At 33.2% G+C, this 23,183-nt stretch carries 22 protein-coding genes and 1 pseudogene; 15 read left to right on the top strand and 8 right to left on the bottom strand.

The window, feature by feature from the left end:
* Positions 1-561: 561 nt before the first annotated feature.
* A complete protein-coding gene (locus tag F9279_RS23330) occupies positions 562-1,050 on the bottom strand; it encodes a GNAT family N-acetyltransferase (protein WP_152116533.1) in 489 nt (162 codons plus the stop codon).
* A 276-nt stretch (positions 1,051-1,326) separates the two neighbouring features.
* On the opposite strand from F9279_RS23330, the pseudogene F9279_RS23325 reads away from it, so the two are divergent.
* Both F9279_RS23325 and F9279_RS26025 read left to right on the top strand, forming a co-directional pair.
* Positions 1,327-1,994 (top strand): annotated as a pseudogene (locus tag F9279_RS23325) (DNA alkylation repair protein).
* Positions 1,995-2,534: 540 nt separating this feature from the next.
* Positions 2,535-2,657: a hypothetical protein gene (locus tag F9279_RS26025; RefSeq protein WP_264298279.1), complete on the top strand. Its 123-nt coding sequence runs from the start codon at positions 2,535-2,537 to the stop codon at positions 2,655-2,657.
* A gap of 16 nt (positions 2,658-2,673) precedes the next feature.
* Here F9279_RS26025 and F9279_RS23320 read toward each other — a convergent pair whose 3' ends face one another.
* A complete protein-coding gene (locus F9279_RS23320; RefSeq protein ID WP_152116532.1) occupies positions 2,674-2,877 on the bottom strand; it encodes an alpha/beta-type small acid-soluble spore protein in 204 nt (67 codons plus the stop codon).
* Between the two features lie 204 nt (positions 2,878-3,081).
* Here F9279_RS23320 and F9279_RS23315 point away from each other — a divergent pair, with 204 nt between their 5' ends.
* From F9279_RS23315 to F9279_RS23265, 11 genes are all read left to right on the top strand, one after another.
* Positions 3,082-3,948 carry a Cof-type HAD-IIB family hydrolase gene (locus F9279_RS23315; RefSeq protein WP_152116531.1) on the top strand — a complete coding sequence of 289 codons (867 nt, stop codon included), beginning with the start codon at positions 3,082-3,084 and terminating at the stop codon, positions 3,946-3,948.
* Between the two features lie 161 nt (positions 3,949-4,109).
* The gene (locus tag F9279_RS23310; RefSeq protein WP_152116530.1) at positions 4,110-5,618 is read left to right on the top strand and encodes a coproporphyrinogen III oxidase; all 1,509 of its coding nucleotides are present in this window, start codon (positions 4,110-4,112) and stop codon (positions 5,616-5,618) included.
* A gap of 216 nt (positions 5,619-5,834) precedes the next feature.
* Positions 5,835-7,133: an NCS2 family permease gene (locus F9279_RS23305; protein WP_152116529.1), complete on the top strand. Its 1,299-nt coding sequence runs from the start codon at positions 5,835-5,837 to the stop codon at positions 7,131-7,133.
* Positions 7,134-7,239: 106 nt separating this feature from the next.
* Positions 7,240-8,139: an ABC transporter ATP-binding protein gene (locus F9279_RS23300; RefSeq protein ID WP_152116528.1), complete on the top strand. Its 900-nt coding sequence runs from the start codon at positions 7,240-7,242 to the stop codon at positions 8,137-8,139.
* The gene (locus tag F9279_RS23295; protein ID WP_152116527.1) at positions 8,132-9,379 is read left to right on the top strand and encodes an ABC transporter permease; all 1,248 of its coding nucleotides are present in this window, start codon (positions 8,132-8,134) and stop codon (positions 9,377-9,379) included. The genes F9279_RS23300 and F9279_RS23295 overlap by 8 nt, the downstream gene beginning before the upstream one ends.
* Positions 9,380-9,493: 114 nt before the next feature.
* A complete protein-coding gene (locus tag F9279_RS23290) occupies positions 9,494-10,696 on the top strand; it encodes a metallophosphoesterase family protein (RefSeq protein WP_152116526.1) in 1,203 nt (400 codons plus the stop codon).
* Positions 10,697-10,711: 15 nt separating this feature from the next.
* The gene (locus tag F9279_RS23285; RefSeq protein WP_193224690.1) at positions 10,712-13,702 is read left to right on the top strand and encodes an ATP-binding protein; all 2,991 of its coding nucleotides are present in this window, start codon (positions 10,712-10,714) and stop codon (positions 13,700-13,702) included.
* 58 nt (positions 13,703-13,760) lie between these two features.
* Positions 13,761-14,708, top strand: a complete 948-nt coding sequence (gene yhaM / locus F9279_RS23280) for a 3'-5' exoribonuclease YhaM (RefSeq protein ID WP_152116524.1) — start codon at positions 13,761-13,763, stop codon at positions 14,706-14,708.
* A gap of 125 nt (positions 14,709-14,833) precedes the next feature.
* On the top strand, positions 14,834-15,028 hold the full coding sequence (locus F9279_RS23275; RefSeq protein ID WP_152116523.1) for a sporulation YhaL family protein: 195 nt from the start codon (positions 14,834-14,836) through the stop codon (positions 15,026-15,028).
* 405 nt (positions 15,029-15,433) lie between these two features.
* Positions 15,434-15,547, top strand: a complete 114-nt coding sequence (locus F9279_RS23270; RefSeq protein ID WP_413463240.1) for a YjcZ family sporulation protein — start codon at positions 15,434-15,436, stop codon at positions 15,545-15,547.
* A gap of 90 nt (positions 15,548-15,637) precedes the next feature.
* Entirely contained in the window at positions 15,638-15,727 is a 90-nt protein-coding gene (locus F9279_RS23265; protein ID WP_152116522.1) for a YjcZ family sporulation protein, read from the top strand.
* A 69-nt stretch (positions 15,728-15,796) separates the two neighbouring features.
* Here F9279_RS23265 and F9279_RS25415 read toward each other — a convergent pair whose 3' ends face one another.
* From F9279_RS25415 to F9279_RS23240, 6 genes are all read right to left on the bottom strand, one after another.
* The gene (locus F9279_RS25415; protein WP_193224689.1) at positions 15,797-15,973 is read right to left on the bottom strand and encodes a hypothetical protein; all 177 of its coding nucleotides are present in this window, start codon (positions 15,971-15,973) and stop codon (positions 15,797-15,799) included.
* Positions 15,974-16,201: 228 nt separating this feature from the next.
* Positions 16,202-16,747, bottom strand: coding sequence for a DUF3267 domain-containing protein (locus F9279_RS23260; RefSeq protein WP_152116521.1), 546 nt, complete (start codon positions 16,745-16,747; stop codon positions 16,202-16,204).
* 318 nt (positions 16,748-17,065) lie between these two features.
* Positions 17,066-17,635 carry an HTH-type transcriptional regulator Hpr gene (locus tag F9279_RS23255; RefSeq protein ID WP_152116520.1) on the bottom strand — a complete coding sequence of 190 codons (570 nt, stop codon included), beginning with the start codon at positions 17,633-17,635 and terminating at the stop codon, positions 17,066-17,068.
* Positions 17,636-18,080: 445 nt separating this feature from the next.
* On the bottom strand, positions 18,081-18,458 hold the full coding sequence (locus F9279_RS23250; RefSeq protein WP_152116519.1) for a YtxH domain-containing protein: 378 nt from the start codon (positions 18,456-18,458) through the stop codon (positions 18,081-18,083).
* A gap of 153 nt (positions 18,459-18,611) precedes the next feature.
* Positions 18,612-19,694 (bottom strand): 3-phosphoserine/phosphohydroxythreonine transaminase, encoded by a 1,083-nt coding sequence (gene serC, locus F9279_RS23245; RefSeq protein WP_152116518.1) that lies wholly within the window; start codon positions 19,692-19,694, stop codon positions 18,612-18,614.
* Between the two features lie 263 nt (positions 19,695-19,957).
* Complete coding sequence (locus F9279_RS23240) at positions 19,958-20,386, bottom strand: HIT family protein (protein ID WP_193224688.1); 429 nt, start codon at positions 20,384-20,386, stop codon at positions 19,958-19,960.
* A 690-nt stretch (positions 20,387-21,076) separates the two neighbouring features.
* On the opposite strand from F9279_RS23240, the gene F9279_RS23235 reads away from it, so the two are divergent.
* Both F9279_RS23235 and F9279_RS23230 read left to right on the top strand, forming a co-directional pair.
* On the top strand, positions 21,077-21,817 hold the full coding sequence (locus F9279_RS23235; RefSeq protein WP_152116516.1) for an ABC transporter ATP-binding protein: 741 nt from the start codon (positions 21,077-21,079) through the stop codon (positions 21,815-21,817).
* Positions 21,810-23,027 carry an ABC transporter permease gene (locus F9279_RS23230; RefSeq protein ID WP_152116515.1) on the top strand — a complete coding sequence of 406 codons (1,218 nt, stop codon included), beginning with the start codon at positions 21,810-21,812 and terminating at the stop codon, positions 23,025-23,027. Before F9279_RS23235 ends, F9279_RS23230 begins: the two co-directional genes overlap by 8 nt.
* The last annotated feature ends 156 nt before the right edge of the window (positions 23,028-23,183 follow it).

Genomic DNA, 23,183 nt, shown 5'->3' with positions numbered 1-23,183 from the left:
TTGGATAGATGCATGAGAGTCTTTTTTCATGGAAAAGGAAGAATTAAATAACCATTCTAATCATTAAATTCTATCTGAAATAAAAAACTTGCAGAGAAAATAGTACTTTCTCTACAAGCTGAGAAGGGTGCCAAAAGGCATCCTTCTTTTTTAGGTTTGAGAGTTTAATGTGGATGTATTCTGGTTTATTTACAATCAGATCATTATTCCGTAAAATAAAAAGATAGAAGAAAGACTATATCCATAAGACCGATGAAATAACTAGCCCAAAATGGCTTCCAAATAGCAGCCATTTTTTAGTGTTTCTTCTATCTTGAAATGCACCCTTTCGATTTTTTCATTAAATCTTTCTGTTTGATTAAGATGGAAAGGGTCAGTCTATAGGTTTTTATGAAATGATAAAATTAAAAAATTTAGATTGCGAAATGAAAGGGTACTTGCACTTGAAGAAGCTCTAAGGAGAGATAAGTTCAAGAAAGTAATTGGAATCTAAATTATAGTATGATTCTCTACAATAAAAGAATCCCGATCTCCACATTAGGAACTCGGGATTCTATTTATTCAAATCTTCTTGTAGTCCAAATCTTTTAAATACCATGCATCCATCGCAGAATGGTCAGATCCTAATAATGGTTGATATAGAAGATTAAATCCGAATTTTTCATATAATACACATGCTGTTTTCAATTCGTGCTTTGTTTCTAAGTAACACTTTTCATAATGCTTAGAGGCAAATGACAGAGCTGTTTCCATTAATTTTTTCCCAAAACCTAAACCTTGTGTTTTGGTGCTTAAGTATAGTTTCTGTAATTCGCAAACTTTATCTTGTTCGTTAAATGGGGCTATACCAATCCCACCAACAACTTCTCCTTCTATTTCTACTACCCAATATTTCGCATGTTTTAAATTACTATAGTAGTAGTGAAGATCATTAAGTTGAGGGTCAAAATATGCTGTACCAGGAATATCTAATCCAAGTGATTTTAGGGAATTCTTTATAATTTCTTTTACTTTTGCATTGTCTTCTTTTTCTATTTCTCGAATAATCATATATTTACCCCTTCTACTAGGTTTTCATGAAAGATTAATGAATGATATCTCTTAAGTTGACGACATCATCCATATTTTAGAAATATATATATGTTAATATTAATGGTGGAATAAGTCAACGAAAGAAAATTCATTAATTTATGATACCAGACCATTCAGCACCCTAGTTGATAAATTCCACACCACTGTAATAAGACTTATAACGAAATTAAGTTCTTGATATATACCGCCAAGGACATAATATGAAACAGTACTTTAATAAAGGAGCTGTATAAAATGAATAAGAATAAAGGTACAGAAATAAACCATTTTTCAAAAGTGGAAAATATTCTACATCAGATCAATAGTAATACTAAGCTAGGTGACTTACGAAAAAATGCGAAGGACATAAAAAAAGACCACGAACTGCTATGGAACTTTGGTCAACCAAAGAGTTTTTGCCCAGACTATTAGCCATCTTAATTATGGACAAAAAACTTCTTTCACTAGATGTGCTAAATATGCTTGATAAGGATATGCAGACTCACACTTTTGATGAGCGAAATAAATTAATGGATTGGTTAATGGCTAATCAGCTCACCAAAGACAAGAAGAAAATTGCATGGATGGAGTCATGGGAAAATAGTCCTTCTGCTCTTCAAAGGCGAGCTTTCTGGTATTATCAAGGAAGATTGAGATGGACTGGACGAACACCGCCTGATAACACGGCATACTTGCTATCAGCATTAGAAGCTAATATTACGCAGGAACAACCAGAAGTTCAATGGGCTATGAATTTCACTGCAGGTTGGATAGGCGTTTATGATGAAAAGTATCGGGCACGTTGTATAAAACTTGGTGAGAAAACGGGTCTTTACAAAGATGAAAAAGTAGCAAAGGGATGTACTCCCAGCTATTTGCCGGAGTTCATTACAATTGAAGTTAACAAACGACATAATAATTAGTTATCTCTACAAAATTTATTAGGGTTTAATGCGAAAAATAAAGGAGTTCCAATCCTCAATATGAAAATTGTAATAGGATTGGACCGAGAAATAAAGAAAGCAACGAGTTATGACTGGCAGCTAGTTAGTAAAATATGCAAGGAAGATGTAAAGGATTAACCCACTATCTGGTTTTGGTCTGTAGGGCGCTTATCTTCCACAATCGGGCATATTTCAAGAATAAGAAATGTGCCTTTTCTTCATGATAATGGATATTTAAGTTAGCTGTAACATATGGTGAAAAAATAGTAATTTGAAATATTATTATTAAGAGAGAGGTCCTTACTTATCGATATCCTAATGGTAGTAAAAATGTGAATGGAACAAAGTATCAGACTTTGCGCAAGGCATGATAACCACCTATGCACATATTCAACTAGCTTTAAATAATTAAAAGTACAGTACATTTTTTGGAATATTATAGTGCATGGTAATTCAAGAGGGATATCCAATTATACTTGTTAAAAGAAGCTGATTGATATTCAATTATCGGGCACGATTGTGGAAAAAACTCTTCTTCTTCAACTAACGGTGGCGATCGTTTCTAGCCCACCAACAGACAAAGAGGATGGCAATAGCCATCCTCTAGCAGCCAATTATATTAAGTTGTACCTAATCTGGTAGGCCTAAAGTAAAAAAATTAGTAGTTGCTACCGCCTAATTGTTGTTCAGCCATTTGAACTAATCTTTTAGTGATTTCTCCACCAACTGATCCGTTTGCACGAGCAGTAGTTTCAGCACCAAGGGTTACTCCAAACTCTGTTGCAATTTCATATTTCATTTGATCTAATGCTTGTGATACTCCAGGAACTAGTAGTTGATTTGATGAATTGTTGTTTGCCATGTGAATGTTTCCTCCTTGATTTGTTTTATTGGGTGTTACGTTTATTATTTTATAAAAAACGACATATTTTATACAAAAGTATAGAATGTAATATTTCCCAATAACTCCATAACAGACAACGAATATTTATTAGTTTGTTCTATTATGCTTGTTTCTCACATACATGATATATAAAGACAATACATCGAGAAATGGGGGAAATATATGATTTATCGCCTGTTAGCTGTAAATATAGATGGTACTCTCCTGCAATCAAATGGTCGTTTAAGTAAATCGACAAAAGAAGCTATTGAATATGTAGAAAGAAAAGGAATCTATGTGACATTAGTCACTTCCAGAAGCTTGCCTTCTGCCAAAAAGGTAGCAAAGGCTCTGAGATTGGATGGATATATTGTGACACATGAAGGAGCAGTCATATCAAATGCTGAAGATGATACGATTTATGTAAAGCGATTGTCTGAAGATCTCACTGCTGATATAGTTCGATTTCTAGAAGGTTTTATATGTCAAATTCGATTAGTTCATGAGAAATTCTCTTTAGCAAATAAGTCAAAGCTTAATCATAATATGATGGCAAAGACCGTTTTATCTTCAGGTGATCCAGTATTCTACTCTCATCAATTTGTTGATATATTAAGTGATGTCTTACTAGAAGAACCTGTTAGTCCTCCAAAAATGGAAGTGTATTTTGAAGAGAAAAAAGATTGTATGGATGCAAAAGAGGTTCTTGAAAAGATGTTTGAGGATATTCATATTATTCAACATAACGACTTACGATTAGACATACTACCAGAAGGTGTTTCTAAATTAAACGGACTGCTATTTCTTGGAGAAAAGCTGGGAATTAAAAGCAGTCAGATCGTAGCAATAGGAGACAATATGGATGATTTGGAGATGATTGAAGCAGCTGGACTTGGTGTTGCTATGGGGAATGCTCCTAATCAACTGAAAATTGCTTCTGATTGGGTAACGCGATCAAACAACCAAGAAGGAGTTGCTTATATGATAAAGGAACATTTTCGTAAGCAACAGCCTATTGAATTTTTACGTAAAATGAACATTATAAAATAGCCTTTATATATATTCTTAATGGGAGTTACTAAGAAAGGAGTATTTGCTCTTAACTTATTAACTTCCTTTCGTTTTTTTCAAGAGAATACTTTGACCTAGCAAGATACATTCGTTACACTAATGTATAGGATTTTAGATTATATAAAAGGTGAGTTTAAATAATGAAGGTAATAAAAATAAAAGGTTTATCAGATGAAAGATATATAAGATCACTTGAACATATTGGCAATTTATTTTTTGAGGATACAAAAATTGTTTTCACAGAAGAGGAAGAGGCTGAATTACATGTTAGCTTTGAGACTACTCTAGAGAATAATCAGTTTATTGTAAAGGGGACACTTAATGAATTAAGAGAAGCTAAGGTTTTTGAATGTCAAAAGGATTTATCTAGGATAGAAGAAAAAGAAGTATTTAAGCAACAAAAAAATGCTGTATCTCAAAGCTATTTATTAATGCTTCAAGCATATACTGGAATGATTCAAAAGTGGGGGATTCTAACGGGAATACGTCCAACTAAATTGCTTCATCGTCATATGCAAAATAAGACTCCATTGAATGAAGCGCATCAATATCTACGTTCTGAATACCTTATGTCAGACGAAAAAATTGATTTAATGCAGCGTATAGTGGACCGTCAATTAGCTGTAATTCCAGATTTATATGATTTAAAAAAAGAAGTGAGTATTTATATCGGTATTCCATTCTGTCCAACTAAATGTGCTTATTGTACATTCCCTGCTTACGCCATTAATGGAAGACAAGGTTCTGTTTTTTCCTTTCTAGGTGGTTTACATTACGAAATACAGAAAATTGGAGAATGGCTAAAAGAGCGAGGAATAGGAATTACTACTGTATATTATGGAGGAGGTACACCTACAAGTATTACAGCAGAAGAAATGGACATGTTATATGAGCAAATGTATGCTTCTTTTCCAAACGTAGAAAATATTAGAGAAGTGACAGTAGAGGCTGGGCGACCAGATACGATTTCGGAAGAAAAATTAGAAGTGTTAAAGAAGTGGAATATTGACAGAATTAGTATTAATCCTCAATCATATACACAACAAACATTAAAAGCAATAGGTAGACATCATACAGTGGAAGAAACAATCGATAAATATCATTTAGCTCGTAAACATGGTATGAATAATATAAATATGGATCTCATTATTGGATTGCCAGGAGAAGGTGTAGAAGAGTTTCAGCATTCTCTTGATAGTACAGAAGAATTAATGCCAGAATCGTTAACTGTTCATACACTATCTTTCAAGCGTGCGTCAGAAATGACAAGAAATAAAGCACGATATAAAGTAGCAGACAGAGATGAGATTCAAGAAATGATGAAGATGGCGGAAGATTGGACAGCTGAATTTGACTATGTCCCTTACTATTTATATCGTCAAAAGAATATCCTTGGCAATTTGGAGAATGTAGGATATTCCAAAAAAGGACAAGAAAGCATCTATAACATCATGATGATGGAAGAACTTCAAACAGTTATTGGCCTTGGATGTGGAGCTTCTAGTAAATTTATTGATACAGTAACAGGAAAAATCACTCAATTTTCTAACCCGAAAGATCCAAAGTCATACAATGATAGCTTTAAAGAATATACAGATAAAAAGATAGAACTTTTAGAGGCCCATTTCTCTAAAGAAAAAGTAAAATAATGGAGTAAAACTATCAGGAATAATTCTTGGTAGTTTTTTTATTGATATATATTTGGGAAATTGGAAAACTACGTATATATTCTGTTGAGAAATGGATGAGCAAATGTTGAGAAATGGATGAGCAAACAAAGTAGAAAAGTAGTTGATTTTTCCTAATAAAACGAATAAAATAGAAAATGTTGTTTTTAAATGTTCGTCTTTGGAGGTTTTTATATTATGTTTCGCTTGAAAGAAAATAATACAACAGTTAAAACAGAAATAACAGCAGGTTTAACCACCTTTTTAACAATGGTATATATTGTGATTGTAAACCCAGTCATATTATCGACAGCTGGTATTCCCTTTGATCAAGTTTTTCTTGCAACCATTATCTCAGCAGTAATAGGAACACTATGGATGGCTCTTCTTGCGAATTATCCTATTGCTATTGCTCCAGGAATGGGCTTGAATGCATATTTTGCTTATTCAGTTGTCGGAAATAATGGAGTGGACTATACAGTTGCTCTAGCAGCCGTATTTGTAGCAGGGCTTATTTTCCTAATTCTTTCTCTTACACCATTTAGGGAGAAATTGATTATTGCTATTCCTGATAATTTAAAGCATGGTATTACAGCAGGAATCGGCTTATTTATAGCTTTTATTGGTCTTAGACAAACTGGAATTATAGTAGATAATCCGGAGAATTTAGTGGGACTTGGCGATTTACAGTCACCAAAAGTAGTTTTAGCCTTAGTAGGCTTAGCAATAACAGTTATTTTATTTAGTTTAAATGTACGAGGTGCTTTATTTATTGGAATGATTGCAACTAGTATTATTGCTTATTTTACTGGATTTTTATCATTTAATGAAGGTATTGTTGCGATGCCACATTTACCTGAAGGTCTTATTATTAGTAATCCGTTTAGTGCTATTGGGGATGTTTTTCAACATAGCTTATATGCTGTTGTTTTCTCCTTCTTACTAGTAACCATTTTTGATACGACAGGAACGATGATTGGTGTTGCTGAACAAGCAGGACTTATGAAGAATAATCGCTTACCAAGAGCTAGACAAGCTATGCTTGCTGATTCTTTAGGAACTTCTTTTGGTGCATTATTTGGGACAAGCCCGACAACTGCTTTTATTGAATCAACTGCTGGAGTTGCAGCTGGCGGCCGAACAGGATTAACAAGTGTGACAGTAGCTATATTATTTGTTGTATCTGCTTTCTTTGCGCCTTTAGTTAGTAGCGTTTCTGGATTGTCTGCCATTACGGCTCCTGCTTTAATTATTGTAGGTAGCTTAATGATGGGAGCTTTAAGTGATGTTAAGTGGTCTGAATTTGATGAAGCGTTCCCAGCGTTTCTTGTCATTTTAAGCATGCCATTAACATCAAGTATTGCTACAGGTATTGCATTAGGATTTATTTCTTATCCATTACTGAAGCTTGTAAAAGGTAAAGGAAAGCAAGTTCATCCTTTAGTATATATCTTTGCAGTTCTATTCCTTATTCAACTAGTGTTCTTACCACATTAATGAGAAAAAATGAAAGAGAGTTCGTACATTTGTACGGGCTCTTTTTGAATTTTTTATGAAACTTTTCCTAATGAAGTTCGTAAGTAGTATTGAAGGAGGCGATTTTGTGGCATTAGAATTGAAAAATGTAACGAAAAAGTTCGGTACATATACAGCTGTTAATGATTTATCGATTTCTATTCCAGAAAATGAAATGTTCGGATTCTTAGGTGGTAACGGAGCTGGGAAAACAACTACATTTCGCATGATATTAGGTATTTTAGGAAGTACGGAAGGTAGTATTACCTGGGAAGGGAAACCGATTGACTACAGTACAAGTCCGCAAATCGGTTATTTACCAGAAGAAAGAGGCTTGTATCCAAAACTAAAAGTAAAGGATCAGCTTGTCTACTTAGCAAGGTTAAGAGGCATGGAAAAAAAGGCAGCCTTAAAAGAATTAGAATATTGGTTAGAGCGTTTTAAAGTGCCTGAATATATGGACAAAAAAGTAGAAGAGTTATCAAAAGGAAATCAACAGAAAATCCAATTTATTAGTGCTGTCTTACATAAGCCAAAATTATTAATCCTGGATGAACCTTTTAGTGGGTTAGACCCAGTCAATGTAGAGCTTTTAAAGAGCGCAGTACTTGAACTTAAAAGAAATGGGACAACAATCGTATTTTCGAGTCACCGTATGGAGCATGTAGAGGAAATGTGTCAATATCTATGTATCATGCACAAAGGAAGCCCAGTAGTACATGGTTCTTTAAAAGATATAAAAAGAAGCTTTGGTAAGAAAAATGTAACCATTCATGCTGATTTTAATTTGTCTCATCTTATTCGATATCCTGGCGTTCTGAAGTTAAAAGAGACTGCAGAGGGCGTTTCCCTTCAAATAGAAGGAGAGGAAATAGCGGAGAAAATCTTAAAAGATATTGTTGGTCAAGGTTTTATTCGTAAATTTGCATTAGAAGAGCCTTCGTTAAATGATATTTTCATCGAAAAGGTAGGTGCTTCTCTTGAGTAATTTTTGGACTATTTTATTTCATACGTATGTAAGTAAGATAAAAACAAAATCCTTTATTATTACCACTCTTATTTCCCTGTTATTTATAGTGGCCTTGTCCAATATTACCAACATTATTGATATGTTTGGTGGTGAAGAGGAGAATCAGCAGGTAGCAGTTATAGATGAAAGTAACTCCATTCTTGCTCCACTGCAAGAAATAACAAAAACACTTAATGAAAGTATCGAGTTAGAAAACTATTCAGATAGTGAAGAAAAAGGTAAATCAGCTGTGGAATCAGGAGACTATGAAGGGCTCTTGGTTATAAGCATGGATGCTAATAACCTGCCAGTTGCAACCTACTATTCCATGGATATTGCTGATTCTTCTGTAGCAACAGATTTAACAACGAGCATTCAAACAGTTAAAAGTCAGCTAGCAGCAAATCAACTAAGTTTGAACAGTGAACAGCTAGCTAAATTAAATGAACCAGTATCATTTGAACGAATAGCGCTAGAGCAAAATGCAAAAACAGAGGAAGAATTAAGCCAGGCTAGAGGGCTAGTATATGTGTTACTGTTTTTAATCTATTTTGCTGTCATTCTTTATGCAGGTATGATTGCAACAGAGGTAGCTACAGAGAAATCCTCTCGAGTAATGGAAATACTAATCTCAAGTGTTTCACCAATTCAGCATATGTTTGCGAAGATATTAGGGATAGGGTTATTAAGTTTGACGCAACTAGGTGTATTAATGGTTGTTGGCTACTATTCTCTTACTAGCAACAAAGACTTAAGTTCGCTGGGAGGCACTTTTGGATTTAGTGATGTATCAGTAAGCACGATTATTTATGCTGTATTGTTCTTCATTCTAGGGTATTTCCTATATGCAACACTTGCTGCATTATTAGGATCATTGGTTAGTAGAATAGAAGATGTTAACCAAATGATTACTCCTATGACGTTTCTTATTGTCGCTGGCTTTATGATTGCTGTGTTCGGACTGAGTACTCCAGATACAACATTTGTAACCATCACGTCCTATATACCATTCTTCACACCAATGCTCATGTTTATGAGAGTTGGAATGCTAAATCTACCAATGTGGGAGCCAATACTCGGCATCGCAGTACTTGTTTTATCCATCATTATATTAGCAGTTTTCGGAGCAAGAGTGTACAAAGGAGGAGTCCTAATGTACGGAAAATCCAACTCCTATAAAGATATCAAAAAAGCATTACAGTTAACTAAAAAAGATTGATAGATTTAGAAATGCCTCTTTAATAGGGGCATTTTTTAATACACATCATCAGAACGTGCATTCGTGTTTTTGGCATGGTAAAATAAAGGCAAACAATTAGTAGGACGTGAGAGTATGCATGTATCTTTTATTCATTGCGCCGATTTACATCTAGACAGCCCAATGGTTGGATTAAGTAATCTACCGAAAACCTTACATAAAAAACTTCAAGAAAGTACATTCTTAGCATTTAAGAAAATTGTCGATACAGCAATTAACAAGAAAGTAGACTTCATGATTATTGCAGGAGATATATATGATGGAGAAGACCGAAGCATACGAGCACAAATTCGCTTTAGAGACGAAATGCTACGGTTAAAAGAGACCAATATCCAAGTATATCTAATTCATGGAAATCATGATCATTTAAATGGAAATTGGGTTCATATTAAACTACCAGAGAATGTACATGTTTTTCCCTCAAAAGTATCAGTAAAGAAATACATAAAAGAAAACATAACGGTAAATCTATACGGTTTTAGTTATGAAAAGAGATATATTCGTGATCGAAGAATTGATCAATATCATAAATTAGAGGATGGGAATTTTCACATTGGCTTACTACATGGTAATTTAGAGGGTGACGTAGAGCATAGTGCATATGCACCCTTTACTATTCAAGATTTACTTAGTAAGAAAATGGATTATTGGGCATTAGGACATATACATAAAAGAAAGATTTTAAAAGATAACCCACCTATTATTTATCCTGGAAATATACAAGGTAGACATAAGAAAGAATCAGAAATAAAAGGTAGTTATTATGTGGAATTAAGAGAAAGTGATTCTCAAATCGAGTTCATTCCTTCATCAGAGATTGTTTGGAAATATCTGTTAATAGATGCTAAGCATGTTTCAAACTTTGATGAATTATATAGCACCTGTCAAAAGACAATCGCTGAATTTGAAAATGATGGTTATTCTTTTATTTTATCACTTGAAATAGAGAACTTATTAATAGAAGAAACTTTTTCTATAACAGAGCTACTAGAAATTTTACAGCATGAAATATTAGATGCTGATACCTTTATATGGGTTAGAGAAATAAAGGTACATGAAAATGTACAATGGATGAAACAGAACTTAAGAGATGAATCAGCATTTTATGAGGAATTATTCGCTATTACAGGGGATACAACGCAAGTAGAGCAAGCAATAGCACCTCTTTATCAGCATTCAAGTGCTCATCGATTTTTACAAGAACTTTCTAATGAGGAAAAGCAGGAATGGATGAAAGAAGCAGAAGAGCTTTTAATCAAAATGCTAGTAAATAAATAAATAGAGGTGACATACGTGCAAATAAAAAAATTGACTATTTATGGCTATGGTAAATTAGAGAATAAAACCTTTTCCATAGACTCCTCTATTCATGTGTTTTATGGAGAGAATGAAGCTGGTAAATCGACTATTATGAGCTTTATTCATAGTATACTTTTTGGCTTTCCCACAAAACAGCAAAGTGAATTAAGATATGAGCCAAAAATGCAACATAAATATGGAGGGACATTAGAGGTACTGTTTCCTAAACATGGTCTAGCTATTATTGAAAGAGTGAAGGGAAAAGCTACAGGGGATGTTACTGTAACCTTAGAGGATGGTACAAGAGGGCAAGAAGCATTATTAGAGAGCTTATTGTTAGGAGTAGACAAAGGGATCTATCAATCTATTTTCTCCTTTAACTTACATGGGCTACAAAATATTCAACAAATGAAGGGAGAAGAGCTAGGTCGTTTTTTATTTTCTACTGGAGCAGTTGGTTCGGACGTATTGTTAAAAGTAGAAAACGAATTGCAAAAAGAATTAGATACACGCTTTAAGCCAAGTGGGAAAAAGCCTTTATTAAATGAAAAGCTAGAGGTTATCAAAGAGAAGTATAAGGACTTAAAAAGAATAGAAAAAGAAAATAGTATGTATGAGGAAGTGCAGACTAGGAAGACGCAATTGATTTCAATAAATGAGGAATTCGAAGAAGAACTGCTTAAAGAAAATGAGGAAACAAGACAACTGGAAGAATGGATAAAGATAAATCCATTGGTTTTAGAAAAGTACCATATAGAAGACAAGCTAAAGGAATATGTACAAGTGGCCTTTCCAAAGGACGGATTATCTCGCTGGGAGACTATAAAAGAAAGACTTCTTTCTATAGAAGCAAAGATTGAATACTTTGAAAAGAAAATAGCAGAATTAGAAAAAGATAGAAAACAACACTCTGTTCATGAAGATATATTGAATGCCAAGAAAGAAATTCTAACTGCTGCTGAAAAAGGACCACTACTAGAACAACTACAACAACAATATCATAAGCTTCATAATAAGTGCACATTAGTAGAAGAGGAAATTTCTATTCTAAAAGAAAAGTTACATCTTTCAATAGATGATACGAAGATAGCAGATAGCAATACTAGTATTTTTATGAAAGAACAATGTGCTAATGCAGCTTCTAAACAAAGACGTTTATACGACCAAAAGGAAGAACTAGATATTCGGCTAAAGGAAGAGCAAGCATTATTAGAATCCTTAGAGCAGCGAATAAAAGAGCAAAAAGCCAAATTATTATCTAGTGAAGAAAGAAGTGCGATAGAAGCACGGCTAAAAAAGAAAGAACAATCTAGTTGGAATCAAGACAAAGCAAAGATTATAGAAAGAGAACTAAATCAGTTAAAGGATCAAATGATAGGAGTGAAGAAAAGAAGTAAGAATCAGACCGTTTATACAAGTATAATCGTAACCTTATGCCTTTTAGTAACGGCTGTGGCATTGTTTATTCAACAATGGATTATGTTAATTCTCGGTACCAGCTTTGGGATGATTAGTTTTTTATTCTTCTTAAATGGAAGAAAGCAGGCTCGGGAAGAATTGGAAAAGTATCAGAAGCAACTACGTCTTATTAAAGCAGAAAGAGACGAGTTGTTGGATAGTAATGGGCAAAATAATGAATGGTCTCTTCTTGATGAAAAAAGATGGAACGAAGATAGTTCATTAAGAGAACAGTATGGTCAGCTGCAGTATAAATTGGAACAACAAAATGAGAACTATGAAAAGGTATTACAAGGATTTGAAAGATGGGAAGCGGAATATCTTAATCATCAACAAGTATTAAGAAATCTTGCTAATGAGCTTCAGTTACCTTATGAAAATGCAAGAAAGCAAATTTTTGATGCGTTCTTATTAGTGGAACAATGGAAAGGAAAAGTGAGAGAAAGAGATTCGTTAGGTAAAGAAATTCACTCTATCTCTAAAGAAAAAAATCAAATTATAGGCAGTATTACTCAACTATTTCATCAATTTATTTCACAAGAGGATGATACAATTGCTAATAAGTGTTACCGTTTAAGAAATGTAATAGAGGAAGAAGAAGCTAAACAAAAGATGTTAGAAGATAACAAAAGAAAACAAGGAGATCTCAAGGAAGAATTAGAAACCTATCAAATAGAATCTAGGCATCTTCTTCATGAAAAAGAGCGACTCTTTTCTCTTGCAAATGTAGAAGAGGAAGAAGACTTTCGTATAAAAGCATCAATTGATTTAGAAAGAAAACAACTAGAAGAGAAAGCTACATCCTTAGATTTACAGTTAAGCATGTCCATTATTACCAAAGATAAGTATGCTATCTATCAAAATATCTATAAACCAGAAGATCAACTTTTAAAGAAGGAGGAAAAAAGAAATAACCTTAAAACGCAAATTCAAAAAAATATAGAAGAACTAGCAAGCATTCAATTAGATATTAAACAAATGGAAAGCGGCGGTATTTATACGGATAGCTTACACACCTTTAAACAGTTAGAAGCAGAGTTTGCAGATAGTGTTAAGGAGTGGGGGAAATATGCGGTTGCCAAACAGTTACTATCGAGAACAGTTGAACAATATAAAGAAAAACAACTACCCATTATGTTGCAACAGGCAGAGGAAAACCTAGCGTTCTTAACAGAAGGGAAATACATTCGCATACTGCCGAAAGAGGAAGGAACAGGATTTATAGTTGAGAGCATGGATCACGTATTCTTTGAAGCAAAGGAGTTAAGTCAAGGAACAACAGAGCAATTATATTTAGCTATTAGAGTTGCTCTCGCTCAGACTTTTTACCAAAAATACTCTTTTCCATTTATCATCGATGATAGCTTCGTAAATTTCGATGAAAAACGAACAAGTAAAGTCATTCAACTATTAAAAACATGTAAAAATAATCAGTTAATCTTCTTTACTTGTCACCGACATCTATTATCAAACTTCCTAGAAGAAAGTGTGCATGTTTTACCATCTCAGGAAATCAAAACAAGCTAATAAAAAGAAAGAGACTTCATGATATACTTGAAAGAAGAAGCGTGAAAGGGAGAGAGAAATGACGAAATCTGGAGTACTACAACACGATGTAGGAGAACAAATTGATTCCTATCTATTGATTAAAAGCGCTACTAAAGCAGTAGCTAGTAATGGAAAACCGTTTATGACATTAATATTTCAAGATAAAAGTGGAGAGATTGAAGCTAAATTATGGGATGCCACGGATTTGGACGAGCAAAATTATCGACCAGAGACTATCGTAAAGGTAATAGGTGATATTCAAAGCTACCGTGGAAAGCTCCAATTAAGGCTTCGTCAGCTAAGATTGGCCACAAAGGAAGATGGAGTTAGATTAGAGGACTTCTTAGAAACAGCGCCAATAACGACTGATGAAATGATGAGTAAAATTACGCAATATATATTTGAAATGAAAAACCCTAACATCCAAAGAATTACAAGACACTTAGTAAAGAAACATCAGCAAGCTTTTTTAGAATATCCAGCAGCAACCAAAAATCATCATGAATTTGTTTCAGGATTAGCCTATCACGTTGTAAGCATGCTTGATTTAGCTAAAGCAATTGCTACTCTTTATCCTAGTTTGGACAAAGACTTACTGTATGGTGGTATTATTTTACATGACCTAGGGAAAGTGACAGAATTATCAGGTCCTATTTCCACTACCTATACAATGGAAGGAACATTACTAGGACATATTACCATAATGGTTAATGAAATAGGTAAAGCAGCAGAAGAGCTCGATATTCATGGGGAAGAAGTGGTTATTCTTCAACACATTGTTTTAAGTCACCATGGAAAAGCAGAATGGGGAAGTCCGAAGGCACCATTAATCAAAGAAGCAGAAATCATTCATTATATAGATAATTTAGATGCAAAAATGAATATGCTAGATCGTGTAATAGAAAGAGTAAAACCTGGAGAATTCACTGAAAGAGTTTTTGCGCTAGAAAATAGATCGTTCTATAAACCAACATTCCATAAATAAGAAGAAGAGATAGATCCTAGGTCTATCTTTTTTTTGTTCTCCTTACCATTGGGAATAGGAATAATCTACTTTTACTAGCATAGGATAAAGTAAGAGAAAGATTTACTAGAAAGGAGAGTTTTATAATGTTTGAGATACCAATGTGGATTTTATTTGTTCTTGGTGGAATTGCTATAAGTGCTTTTATGGCAGTTAAAACTGGAAAAGAAGATAGAAAGCAAGAAAATGACATAATTGAGCGTGAAGGTTCCGTATATATGGAACGCTTAGAAGAAGAAAAACAGCGTAGAAATAAAGAGGAAAGAGCATATGATAATTAACTTTCAAAAGGGAAGCCCTAAAGTGGACAGGGCTTCCCTTTTTTTATATGTCGATGTAAGTAAACCTTACATATATAAGGTGAAACATATTTTTATACTCATATAAAGGAGTCTTTCCCTTTCATAAGTTAATAAAAAAATCAGCCTTCATTTTAAGGGATATAGCAGAAGGACTAGTTAAACTAAGTATTCTAAGAAAAAAATGGGTGTATATCCTGTTCCGAAATTAGGTCAAATACATATGATACATTGAGCTTGAAAAAAAGCTTCTGAATTCGCAAAAAGCAAATTCAAACGGTTGTTACGGTGTTATTACGTAAAAGTAGGTGAGAAGCACGTATAAATACCTCTTTTACGGCTCAAAAAGTATTACCGGAAACACCATAATAGTGTAAGGAAAATGGAATGGTAGCAACCTTAAAAGGAGGTGTTACTATGGGTAACGCATACGGCGGAGGTTTTGCGTTAATCGTTGTATTGTTCATTCTTTTAGTTATCGTTGGCGCTGCGTGGCTTTAATAAATAAATGAAGTGATTAGAATTCTTACTAGGGTGAATTCTAACAAACGCCACAGTAGTCGGATCCATAGAAAGAGAGGAGGAATCTTCATGTCAGGAACAGGAGTTTATGGTGGAGGATTTGCTTTATTAGTAGTTCTTTTCATCCTTTTAGTTATCATCGGAGCATCTTGGTTATAAGATAAACAGAACATAAAAAAGAAGTAGCCGAATCTTATAAATTCGCTACTTCTTTTTTATCTCAACTATTTAAAAAAGAATATCTACATAGGAAGAAATCAAAAGAATAGTAATTAGAACATTGATTGTTCGGAATACTTTTGGCTGTTTCTCTTCTGGTATCTCTTTTTGCAAACAGAGAGCATTTGTGAGTCTATTAATATTGTATAAAATAAAAATGGCTACAAGAATAAATATGGAGATCATCGTTGATTCCCTCCTTATGACTAATTTATTGTATGCTATTTACATTATCAAATTACAAGATAAAAAGATAGTATAATTACTTTGAATACTGTTCTATGTGTTTAAAGCGACAAAAATTATGTCTATAAAGTAAATGTAGATTACTAAATGTCTGTGTAGCTGATTTCAGTGAATCTTTTATTTTAGATTATATGATAAAAAGGATAGTAATAGAATCCCAGTTTCTATTTAATGGATATTATTAATTAATATTTCAAATCCATCTTCATTTTCCTCTACATAGCATGTTTTAGGTGTTTTCCATAAATTCTTCATTCGAAGAAAATCAGGAAAGCATATCCCAGTATGGTAGGCAAATAAAATTAAACAGTAATGGACATAATGAGTATATTGAAAACAAAGACATAACAATAATCCGCTAATAATAATAAAAGGAGTCATCAGGGTTAATAAAAATAAACCTTTACCGATTGGTTCTTTTACTTGGATATGAAAAACAGGAAAGATATTAAAAACAATTTCCCAGTGTTTCTTTATTTTATCTTGCATAGATATGAGCGGAAGTAAGTGTAATAATTTGTGTAATGGATAAATTATTAAGATACTCAACAACAAAAGAAAAAAGTAATCATCTGATAATTCATTTTTGGCAAAATACGATGTAATTGGTACGTATAGAAATAGAAAACAACTTATCATAGTTAGGGAAGACATAAAAAATAGGCGCTCTATTCCATATCTTTTATGAAAGTTTACCGTCTTCCAACAGTTCATGTTCAAGCCCTCCAAAGGGAGATATTTTTAGTGAAGAGACTATATAAAGTCAACTCACTTTGCTACTTTACAACGAATACTATAAAAAAACAATAGGGGGAATAAAGTTTTTATTGTTTTCTTTGCTCTTATTTTTGCTTTCTTTTTTTATGGATATGGAGGGTGGCTATTATGTAATGATGATAAGAGAGCGTAGTTATTTCTTCTTTTATTCTATGTTCTAAAAAAAGAAAAGAAAGCAGCGTGCTTTCTCCTCCTTTACCACTTGCTTGGAATGTCCAAAACCAGTGTATTCTATCCCCAATATTTCTCTCTCTTTTATTTAGCGAACACAGGCTCTTTTTGTCTTAAGTGTCCGTTTTCTTCTTCTAAAATTTCATCTAGATTAGTAAAAGACTTTTCGAAAATATCCATAAAGTTTTCCCCATAAATTTGTTTCACAATAGTCACCATTTCCATTAATTCAGGAAATTTCCCATATAAGTCCTTAATGGGAAGCGCTGCAGATAAAGCAGTACTATTGCTAGGATTATAGCTTTCCATTGTTTTTACAAAAATATCTTTCCCCTGCTCTGTTAAACAGATATAAGTATTCCTTTTGTCATTTTCTTTTTTGGAGAACTGAAGTAATCCTCTCTCTTCTAGCTTCTTTGAGAAATTGAATGCTGTGGATACGTGCATAACACCGAAGTTAGCCACATCTGAAATGGATGCTCCGTTTAATTGATAAGCTATCCAAAGGATATGATGCTCATTAATGTTAAGATCATAGGGCTTTATCCAATTCTGCCAATCTTTCTCGATAGCTTTCCATAGAGCCTTACTAAGTTGTCCAATTCTCTGTGTGAAGAGTAATGCTTCCTTCATTGAGATATGACTTTCGTTCATCTCCAATCACCTACTTTTCTATTTGTCTATAATCATTATGCCAATAAAACAAAAATTAATAAAGATAAAATTAACAAAATTTTTAGAAATAAGAATATTTAAAAAAAGAAAACATTTCTTTGAATAAAATATCGAATAACTAAATAATTATTCATCTGTTAAAAGGAAATGATTTCTATGGCAGAATAGATTATTTGTGTATTATAGAGGATTTTTTTGAATGTGTGAATATTTTTATAAAAAAAGAGTTGTATAGGAAAAAATAGGAGAGAAGATTATAATATCCATTATTCCAACTGGAGTAAGGAGTATTAAAAAGTAAGAAATTATATGTGTATATTAATATTCACATCATTGTGTCAGAAAATATAACAAACAAGGGGAGGGGTTTGTAAGGAAAACGGAGAAAGGTTTGTGTAACCTTTTCTCCGTTTTTTGAGAGTTATTAATGATTAGTAGTAGTTTCAGAATTTGTATCTAAGTCTAATTCTAACTCTTTAATAGCAGCTTCCATTTCTTTTAGATCTGCTTGCAATTGTTCTTGATGTGGCTTTGTTTCTTCTTTCCAGGTTTCTATAGATTGTTTTAAGTCTTCTAAAAAAACGCTTATAACATCTTTTCCTTCTACTGTTGCCGTTTTCACTGAATCCTTGATAGCTACTAAATCAATTTTAAGTTCCTGAATATGAGATAAAAATGCTTGGCTTGTATCATTACAGGATTTTCTCATTTCTTTTCCTGACATGGGGGTGGTCAGTAAAGCTGTAACTCCAGCTGCTAATCCACCAATTAAAAAGCCTGATAAGAATGATTTTGCGCTCATTTTTGCCACCTCACTGTTTTTCCCCATTATAACGTATTGATAGGTAGATTACTATTTGTAAAGCTTATAGGAATAAGAAAAAGGAATGACTTTATGCTTAAGCCATCCCCTTTTCTATAGAAGTTTATAATAATGCTTATATAATACTTTAATCTATTGGTTTGATGCTTGAAATTTTTTCATGAATAATGCTAACTCCTCGACACTCTCTACGGGTACAGCATTGTAGATAGAAGCTCTACATCCTCCGATAGAACGATGTCCATTTAAACCAACAAATCCTTCAGCTTTAGCTTGAAGTAAGAAATCCTTTGTTAGTTCTTCTGTTTGTAGAGTAAAGGTAACATTCATTCTAGAGCGACTGTTTTGCTCAGCGTGCCCTTTATAGAAGCCGTTGCTTTCGTCGATTGTATTATATAATAAGGATGCTTTATACTCGTTGATCTCAGCAATTTTGTCTATTCCACCTTGCTCTTTTGCCCATTTTAATACTAATGATAATAGGTAAATACCTAAAGTAGGAGGAGTGTTAAATAAAGAATTATTTTTGGAATGCGTTTCATAGTTCAGCATGGTTGGTAATGCTGGATTATTGACAATTAAATCTTTTCTAATGATTACAACCGTTACTCCAGAAGGACCAAGGTTTTTTTGAGCACCTGCGTATATCATTCCAAACTGTGAAACATCAAAAGGCTTACTTAGAATATCACTGGACATGTCAGCAATAAGAGGAACACTTACGTTTGTAGGAAAAGTACTCCATTGTGTACCGTAAATAGTATTATTGCTGGTAATATGCAAATACGCAGCATCACTTGGAAGCTCCTCGAAAGAAGACTCTGGAATGTACGTATAATTCGTTTCTTTACTACTATTAATTATGCCAGTTTCACCAATTTTAGCTGCTTCTTTTAACGCCTTTTCTGCCCATACACCAGTAAGGGAATAGTAAGCAGTTTTTCCTTCTGTAAGTAAATTCATTGGTACCATTGTGAATTGTAGGCTAGCCCCACCTTGTAAAAAGAGGATTTCATAATTATCAGGTATAGATAATAGGGAAGTTAATAAATCTTTTGCTTCATTATGTACTGCTTCATACTCTTTGCTACGATGACTTAATTCCATCAAAGACATACCTGTATCATTAAAATTTAATAAGTGCTCTTGTGCTTCTTGTAACACAGCTTTAGGTAATGCAGCAGGACCTGCATTAAAGTTATAAGCTCTTTTCATCAAGGGGTTCCTCCTAAAATGTTAAGGTTTATGAAAGTCTGTTATCAGACATTAAGATTATCCTTATACTAACAAATTAAGAGGATTTGTACAGATTAAAATTTTTACTTATTGCTGTTAGAAAGTCCAATGCTGGCAACTTTATGTTTCTAAAAAAATAATCTCAATCCCTATGTAAAATCAAATGACTTTATAATAAAGGAAGAGATTATGTAGAGGTCGTTATTTATCATTATGACTATATAATGTTATTTTTTTATGTATTATATTTTTTCTTTAATATCATCTGCAATTTGTGTAAGCTCTTCACTTGTATATCCATCAAAGTTTGTTTTCCAGACAGCTCCAAAACCATCACCTTTACCATATCGAGGAATAATGTGCATATGATAATGAAATACAGATTGTCCAGCTTTTTCCCCATTATTATTTAATAAATTTAATCCAATGGGGTTATATGCTTCTTTAATGGCTGTAGCAACTGTAGGAACTACTTCGAAGAGATCTTTTGATATTTTAGGTGTTAGTTCAAAAATATCCTTTACATGTGTTTTAGGCACAACTAATGTATGTCCTTTTGTTACTTGACTGATATCTAGAAAAGCAATGACATGGTCATTTTCAAATACTTTTTTAGCAGGTATTTCACCAGCTATTATTTTACAAAAAATGCAATCGCTCAAAACGTTCATCCTTTCTTTTCTGCTTTTAAAATATTGTATCACAAATTTTTTCGTATACATAAAGGAAAAGAGGATGTCTTTATAAGGCTACATACTCGTTGTATTTTCGATAAAAAAGTTTATGAAAACTTCCTTAACTAATACACAACTAATATTTTACCTTTAAGACATCCTCTAATGAAGGAGAGGAGCTTCTAATTAACGTTACTTAAGGTTCTTCTCTTTGATAAACACCTCATTTAAAAATGATTTTGTTTCATCTCTTGAGAATTTCGATCATTGTTCAAACGAACCATCCCCTTATATAGTCTTTACAACTTGTATCAACGTATAAAGAATGGATGACAGTCTGCGACAAACACCTCATTTCAAAGTGGAAATGACTATTTGACTGCTTTCAAAGAAGCAATAAATGGTGTTACAGATCTAAAGTTATTAACTAAGCTATGCAAAGTTAACATCCCCTTTTTAAGAACGAGTGAAGTCTCTATTTAAAAGAACATGAAAGTATCTTTTGCAAACACCTCATTTAATATTGTCGTTTTACTTCAATATTTTCTTTGGTGCTCCCCTTCAATAAATAGAATGTCCCGATTAGAAAAGTTATATACCATATTATTAAAAAAAATCTCATGTAACATTTTTATTTATCCAGAAATGTTGATAAACTATAGGTAATACATAGGAGGTACATGAAATATGGCACTGCTTGAAATAAAAAATGTTATCGGTGGATATACAAGAAATCCTGTACTCAAGGATATTTCCTTTTCCATTCAAGAAAGAGAAATGGTTGGATTAATTGGTTTAAATGGAGCAGGAAAAAGTACAACCATTCGCCATATTATTGGATTAATGGAGCCACATAAAGGCGAAATTTTTATTAATGGAAAAACATTTGAAAGTGATAAAGAAGCGTATCGAAAACAATTTACCTTCGTACCAGAAACACCTATTCTTTATGATGAATTAACGCTTGAAGAGCATTTAAAAATAACAGCCATGGCATATGGGTTATCTGAAGCACAATATAAAGAGAGAATGCCTTTACTGTTAAAAGAATTTCGTATGGAAAAAAGGTTAAAATGGTTTCCAGCTCATTTTTCAAAAGGAATGAAGCAAAAGGTAATGATTATGTGTGCTTTCTTAGTGGAGCCATCTCTCTATATAGTGGATGAACCATTTGTTGGATTAGACCCACTAGGTATACAGTCATTATTAGATCAATTAAAAAAAATGAAAGAGAATGGAGCAGGTATACTGATGTCTACTCACATTCTGGCAACAGCAGAAAGATATTGTGACAGAATTATTATCATTCATGAAGGCAAAATAAAGTGTCAGGGGACAATGGAGGAGCTTAGGAAAGAATTTAATATGCCAAATGCTACATTAGATGATATTTATATCCTCCTTACAAAGGAAGAAGAAAATGTTTAAGTTTGATGCAGGGGTTTTATGGAGAGAAAGATTTAGCCAAACAGCAAGAGAATATAGTCGGTACTTAAAATATATTTTAAATGGACATTTGGTTATTGTTTTAGTCTTTTTGCTAGGTACTGGTGCTTTTTATTATCAAGCATGGCTAAAAACGATTTCACAAGATTTCCCCGTGGCTCCTATAATGAGTATTATTTTAGCCTTTTTTGTGACCAAGAGTCCTATCTATACATTTTTAAAAAATGCCGATCGAATTTTTCTGATTTCTGTTGAAACGAAGATGAAACGGTATATTCATCAAAGCATGGTAATTAGTTTTTTGATACAGGGATATATTCTCCTCATGCTCCTTGCTGTTCTTATGCCTTTGTATGCAGTAGTTCATGAGGGAGATTTTAGTGGCTTTTGGTATTTATTAGTGGTACTTCTTGTAGCAAAGGGAATTAATCTTCTTATTCGCTGGCATATACAATATTATGTGGATCCTTCTTATCACCTAATGGATACAGGAGTTCGTTTTCTGATAAATCTTGTTCTGTTATATCTCTTATTTGCAGATGCATCGTTAATGTTTATAGTTGCATTGCTTGCTTTATTATTTTTCCTATTGCTATATTTTATGAAAGCAACTAGTCATAAAGGGTTGAAGTGGGAATATTTAATTGAGCAGGATGAAAAAAGATTAGCTTCTTTTTATCGTTTTGCGAATATGTTTACAGAAGTTCCTGCCCTGAGAGATCGAATGAAAAGAAGACATATTATGGATGTTTTATTGAATCGAATCCCTTATAAAACAGAGAATGTATTTACACATCTATACTGGAGAACTTACATAAGATTAGGTGACTATTTTGGTTTAACCATTCGTTTAACAGTGATTAGTGGATTGTTTATTTTCTTCCTTTCTTACGGGCCAGGACAAGTATTTATTAGCGTTTTATTCTTGTTTTTAACAGGATTGCAGCTTCTTCCATTATGGAATGCTTATGATAACAAGCTCTGGGTACGTATATATCCTATAGATCCTGTTTACCGAAAAAGGGCGTTTGAAAAGATTATGAGAATGATATTAGTATGTCAGAGTATCTTGTTAGCCGTAGTCATCCTTCTTAAAGGTGATTTTGTCTATGGTCTACTGACATTAGGTGCTAATATTTTGTTTGTACTAATTTTTGTTCAACTGTATATGAAAAATAAATTAAAGAGTTAATGTTTTGAGAGAGTCTCCAATAGCTGAGGCTCTTTCTTTGTGCGACGGGCAGTCGCTCCTTTTTGCTTTAAAGCATGAATTTACTGTTATAGGTTGGGCGATGTTACTTCGGTAATAACAAGCCCCGAATCCTGGAAGGTATGATTCTCTCGGAGG

Source organism: Bacillus sp. B1-b2 (assembly GCF_009183415.1).
Classification (GTDB): Bacteria; Bacillota; Bacilli; order Bacillales; family Cytobacillaceae; genus Niallia.
This window is presented reverse-complemented; position numbering and strand designations above follow the sequence as displayed.

Bases quoted from the DNA above. Each gene is read 5' to 3' on its own strand.
- F9279_RS23330 (WP_152116533.1), bottom strand. From the start codon at position 1,050: ATGATTATTCGAGAAATAGAAAAAGAAGACAATGCAAAAGTAAAAGAA.
- F9279_RS23320 (WP_152116532.1), bottom strand. From the start codon at position 2,877: ATGGCAAACAACAATTCATCAAATCAACTACTAGTTCCTGGAGTATCA.
- F9279_RS23315 (WP_152116531.1), top strand. From the start codon at position 3,082: ATGATTTATCGCCTGTTAGCTGTAAATATAGATGGTACTCTCCTGCAA.
- F9279_RS23310 (WP_152116530.1), top strand. From the start codon at position 4,110: ATGAAGGTAATAAAAATAAAAGGTTTATCAGATGAAAGATATATAAGA.
- F9279_RS23305 (WP_152116529.1), top strand. From the start codon at position 5,835: ATGTTTCGCTTGAAAGAAAATAATACAACAGTTAAAACAGAAATAACA.
- F9279_RS23290 (WP_152116526.1), top strand. From the start codon at position 9,494: ATGCATGTATCTTTTATTCATTGCGCCGATTTACATCTAGACAGCCCA.
- yhaM (WP_152116524.1), top strand. From the start codon at position 13,761: ATGACGAAATCTGGAGTACTACAACACGATGTAGGAGAACAAATTGAT.
- F9279_RS23275 (WP_152116523.1), top strand. From the start codon at position 14,834: ATGTTTGAGATACCAATGTGGATTTTATTTGTTCTTGGTGGAATTGCT.
- F9279_RS23270 (WP_413463240.1), top strand. From the start codon at position 15,434: ATGGTAGCAACCTTAAAAGGAGGTGTTACTATGGGTAACGCATACGGC.
- F9279_RS23265 (WP_152116522.1), top strand. From the start codon at position 15,638: ATGTCAGGAACAGGAGTTTATGGTGGAGGATTTGCTTTATTAGTAGTT.
- F9279_RS25415 (WP_193224689.1), bottom strand. From the start codon at position 15,973: ATGATCTCCATATTTATTCTTGTAGCCATTTTTATTTTATACAATATT.
- F9279_RS23260 (WP_152116521.1), bottom strand. From the start codon at position 16,747: ATGAACTGTTGGAAGACGGTAAACTTTCATAAAAGATATGGAATAGAG.
- F9279_RS23255 (WP_152116520.1), bottom strand. From the start codon at position 17,635: ATGAACGAAAGTCATATCTCAATGAAGGAAGCATTACTCTTCACACAG.
- F9279_RS23250 (WP_152116519.1), bottom strand. From the start codon at position 18,458: ATGAGCGCAAAATCATTCTTATCAGGCTTTTTAATTGGTGGATTAGCA.
- serC (WP_152116518.1), bottom strand. From the start codon at position 19,694: ATGAAAAGAGCTTATAACTTTAATGCAGGTCCTGCTGCATTACCTAAA.
- F9279_RS23240 (WP_193224688.1), bottom strand. From the start codon at position 20,386: ATGAACGTTTTGAGCGATTGCATTTTTTGTAAAATAATAGCTGGTGAA.
- F9279_RS23235 (WP_152116516.1), top strand. From the start codon at position 21,077: ATGGCACTGCTTGAAATAAAAAATGTTATCGGTGGATATACAAGAAAT.
- F9279_RS23230 (WP_152116515.1), top strand. From the start codon at position 21,810: ATGTTTAAGTTTGATGCAGGGGTTTTATGGAGAGAAAGATTTAGCCAA.